This window comes from Candidatus Eisenbacteria bacterium (assembly GCA_013140805.1).
Taxonomy (GTDB): domain Bacteria; phylum Eisenbacteria; class RBG-16-71-46; order RBG-16-71-46; family RBG-16-71-46; genus JABFRW01.
On record JABFRW010000068.1, the window covers coordinates 1 to 4,026 of the forward strand.

The 4,026-nt window shown below is 68.1% G+C and carries 6 protein-coding genes and 1 pseudogene; all 7 read right to left on the minus strand.

Translation table 11 applies throughout. The features are described from left to right. Positions 1-148: malonyl CoA-acyl carrier protein transacylase (locus HOP12_06015; GenBank protein NOT33713.1), on the minus strand; the 148-nt coding region annotated here is incomplete at its 3' end. Next, positions 145-1,245, minus strand: a complete 1,101-nt coding sequence (locus HOP12_06020; GenBank protein ID NOT33714.1) for a ketoacyl-ACP synthase III — start codon at positions 1,243-1,245, stop codon at positions 145-147. The genes HOP12_06020 and HOP12_06015, both read right to left, overlap by 4 nt. Further along, positions 1,196-2,188, minus strand: coding sequence for a phosphate acyltransferase PlsX (gene plsX / locus HOP12_06025; GenBank protein ID NOT33715.1), 993 nt, complete (start codon positions 2,186-2,188; stop codon positions 1,196-1,198). The genes HOP12_06020 and plsX overlap by 50 nt, the downstream gene beginning before the upstream one ends. Before the next feature lie 54 nt (positions 2,189-2,242). After that, positions 2,243-2,425, minus strand: coding sequence for a 50S ribosomal protein L32 (rpmF, locus tag HOP12_06030; GenBank protein NOT33716.1), 183 nt, complete (start codon positions 2,423-2,425; stop codon positions 2,243-2,245). 93 nt (positions 2,426-2,518) lie between these two features. Then, positions 2,519-2,950 carry a DUF177 domain-containing protein gene (locus HOP12_06035; protein NOT33717.1) on the minus strand — a complete coding sequence of 144 codons (432 nt, stop codon included), beginning with the start codon at positions 2,948-2,950 and terminating at the stop codon, positions 2,519-2,521. Positions 2,951-3,102: 152 nt separating this feature from the next. After that, positions 3,103-3,525 carry a nucleoside-diphosphate kinase gene (gene ndk, locus HOP12_06040; GenBank protein ID NOT33718.1) on the minus strand — a complete coding sequence of 141 codons (423 nt, stop codon included), beginning with the start codon at positions 3,523-3,525 and terminating at the stop codon, positions 3,103-3,105. Positions 3,526-3,786: 261 nt separating this feature from the next. Continuing rightward, positions 3,787-4,026 (minus strand): annotated as a pseudogene (locus HOP12_06045) (succinate--CoA ligase subunit alpha).

Genomic DNA, 4,026 nt, shown 5'->3' on the forward strand with positions numbered 1-4,026 from the left:
CCTCGGCGCACAGGCGGGTGAGTCCGAAGCCCAGCACTCGATCGGCTTCGGCGAAGGTCTCGCGCGCGATCGGGTGCGCGGCTGCGAGCGCCTGACCCATTCCGACCTTCTGCGCTCCCTGCCCCGGGAACAGGAATGCGAGCGTCATGTGTCGCTCCGTGCGGCCGCGAGGTTGCCGGCGGCATCCGCGCTCTCGGGTTCGACGCGCGCACGCGTCCAGCTCAACGCCGCCGCGCCCCACGTGGCTCCGCCCCCGAACGCGCAGATGCCGAGCTTGTCGCCGGGCTTCAAGCGCCCCGCGCGCACGATCTCGTCGAGCGCGACCGGAATCGTGGCCGAGGACGTGTTGCCGTAGCGATCGATGTTCACCACCACGCGCTCCGCGGGAATGCCGAGGCGTTCGCGCACCGCGTCGATGATGCGAATGTTCGCCTGATGAGGAATCACCAGATCGAGATCGTCGACTCCCCAGCCGGCCTCGCCCACGACCTGGCGCAGGCTGTCCTCCATGCTGCGGACCGCGAACGGGAACAGTTTCTTGCCCCGCATGGCGATGAAGTGCTTGCGATCGCGAACCGTGTCCTCGCTCGCCGGCTCGCGCGAGCCGCCGCCGGCGATCTCGAGCACGTCGCCGAGTTCGCCGTCACTCTGCATGTGGACCGCGCGCACGCCATCGCCCGCCGCGCACGGACGCAGCACCACCGCCCCCGCCGCATCTCCGAACAGCACGCAGGTGTTGCGATCCTGATAGTTCGTGATGCGCGAGAGCGTCTCGACTCCGACCACCAGCACGGTATCGGCGGCACCACCCGCGATCAGCGCGCGCCCGATGCCGAGTCCGAACACGAAACCGGTGCAGGCCGCGAACACGTCGTAGGCCGCCGCACGAGTGGCGCCGAGCTTGTGTTGAAGCGTGCACGCGCACGACGGCAGATAGCGGTCCGGCGAAGTGGTGGCGAGCACGATGTGATCGATGTCGACGGCTTCGAGCCCCGCCATTTCGAGCGCGCGGCGGGCGGCGATCAACGCGAGGTCCGACGACGCCTGGTCGGGGCGCGCCTTGCGTCGCTCTCGGATCCCGGTGCGCTCGACGATCCACTCGTCGGAAGTCTCGACGATCCGCGCCATGTCGGCGTTCGTCACCACTTGCTCCGGCACGTACATGCCGGTGCCCGCGATCGCCGCACCTCTCACTTCACGCTGCGGAGTCACGATTGGTCCCGATCTCCTCGCGGATGTGCTCATTGACCTTCTTTTCGACGAACGTCGCCACGGTGCGGATCGCGCTGCGAAACGCGCGCTGGCGGCTCGAACCGTGCCCGATGAAACACACGCCGTCCACTCCCAGCAGCGGCACCGCCGCGTGCTCTTCCCAGTCGATCGCGCGCCGCACACGGCTCATCGCGGGGCGCATCAGCACCGCGCCCGCCATGGCGAGCGGATCGCCCATCACCTCCTGCTTCACCTTGTTCATCAGGAATCCCGCGGCGCTCTCGGCCGTCTTGAGCACCACGTTGCCGGTGAAGCCGTCCGTCACCACCACGTCGCAGGTGCCCTTGAACACGTCGCGGCCTTCGACATTGCCGATCACGTGCAGGTGGGTCTCCGCCTTGAGCAGCGGGAGCACCTCCAGCACCAGATCGTTGCCTTTGGTGTCTTCCTCACCGATCGACAGCAGCCCGATGCGCGGGGTGCGGCGTTCGAGCAGATAGCGCGCGTAGACCGAACCCATGTGAGCGAACTGCACCAGCCACGGCGCCTTGCATTGTGCGTTCGCGCCAACGTCGAGCACCACCGCACCGCCACTCGGATTCGGAAAGAACGCCGCCAGTGCCGGGCGCGAAACCCCTTCGAGTCGTCCGAGGCCGAGCAGTGCCGCCGCCACCACCGCTCCGGTATTGCCGGCGCTGAACACCGCGTCGAGATGGCCCTGCTTGTGAAGCTGGATCATCACGCCGAGCGATGAAGCGGTCTTGCGCCGCACCGCGGCCGCCGCCTTCTCCGCCATGTCGATGCGCTCGGGGGCGTGAACGATCTCGATCGGCAGGCGGTCCGCTCCCGCCTTCTTCAGCTCGACACCGATCTCGGCCTGATCGCCGACCAGCGTGATGGTGAAGCGCCCGGGCCATTCACGGAACGCCGAGACCAGGCCGGCGGCGAGTTCGCCGAGGCCGTGGTCACCTCCCATCGCGTCAATCCCGATGCGCGGGATCGATCCCATGGTATGGGACGAGCCCGGTCGTTACTCGGTGGACGGCATGCGAATTTCCTCGCCGTCATAGAAACCGCAGGTCGGACAGATGCGATGTGGAATCTTCGGGCTGCTGCAGTGGCTGCAGGCGCTGACGCCCGGCTTGCGAAGCTTCCAGTGCGTCCGGCGCTTGCGACCGCGCGTTGGCGAGTGACGTCGCTTGGGAACCGCCATCGGTGCGTCCCTCCTCTTGAGTTCGGACCGAAGCGCGCGGGCCGGCCGGGACCGGTCTGCGTGCGTCGGGTGCGGCCGTTCGACCGCGAAGCCTCAGGCGCGCGACTCGGTCGCGCAGCCGCAGGGCCCCTCGTTCAGTTCGGCTCCGCAACGGGGGCACAGCCCCCGACAATCGACCCGACAGGACGGAGCCATCGGAACTTCGAGCAAGAGCGCTTCGCGAACGTCCTCGCCCAGTTCCACCTGCCGGCCATCATGAAACCGCATGTAGTCATCACGTTCGAGATCTCCCTCTTGCTCGGGATGACGTCCGCGACCGGCGCGATCCGCGTGCACGACGACCGGAACTTCGAGGGCGAGATCGAACGACTTGAGACAACGGACACAGTCCAGACGGGCGGTTGCGTGAATCTCGCCGCGCGCCGTGACCTGCTCGCCCGACCGATCGACCGACCAATCCGACCGGATCGGCTCGGGCCACTCGCCGTCGGACAGGCCCAGATCGGCTGCAGGGCCTTCGACCACGAGTCGGCTGGACCCCGGGGAGAGCGTCGCTAAGTTGATATGGAAACTGGACATATTGGGTGCGTGCCCCCGGGACAGGGACGGCCGGCACACTAGCACAGCGCTCGGAAGAGCGTCCAGCCTTGCGCCGACGGTGCTCGGGGGGCTGGGGCTCAGCGGCTGATCGCGGCGACGCCGAAAAAGATCTTGATCTCGCGCTGGGCGCTCGCGTTGCTGTCCGAGGCATGGACCGAGTTGCGCCCCTTGCTCTCGGCGTAGAGCGCCCGGAGGGTCCCGGGAGCCGCCTGAGCGGGGTCGGTCGCGCCGATCACCTCACGCAGCCGGGTCACCGCCGACTCACGCTCGAGGCAGGTGAGCATCACGGGCCCCGAGGTCATGAAGTCGACCAGTTCGGGGAAGAACGGTCTGCCCTTGTGCTCGGAGTAGAACTCCTCGGCCTCCGCGCGCGTGATCGAGGCGAGACGTGCGTCGGTGATGCGGAACTGCTCGCCCTCGACGTGCGCGAGGATCTTGCCGATCAGGCTTCGCTGGACGGCGTCCGGCTTGACGATGAATAGCGTGCGTTCGATGGCCATGCTGCTACCTCCGGAAAACGGGCGTGGGGCCCGTGAAAGTTCGAATCGATTGGATCAGCGCCGGCGACCGGCGGACTTGGCGCGCGGAGCCGGCTTGGACGGCTTGCGCGGCTTGGACGACTTGCGCGGCTTGGATGCCGCGCGCGAAGCAACCTTGCGGGTCGCGGACTTGCGCGCCGCCGAGGCGCGTGACCTGGTACCGGCTCCGAGTACGACCCTGGCCTTCGGCGCCGCATGCTTGCGACGCGCGCGACGCCGGCCGAGCTGCTCGGAGATCAATGCGGGAATCTCGGACGGAATGCGTGCAACCGGCACTCCGGCGGCCTCGAACGCCGCCATCTTCTCGGCGGCCGTGCCCGCCCCGCCCGAGATGATCGCGCCCGCGTGCCCCATGAGCTTCCCGGGCGGTGCCGTCTGCCCGGCGACGAACGCGACCACCGGCTTGGTGACGTGCCGTTTGATGAACAGGGCCGCTTCTTCCTCGTCGCTGCCCCCGATCTC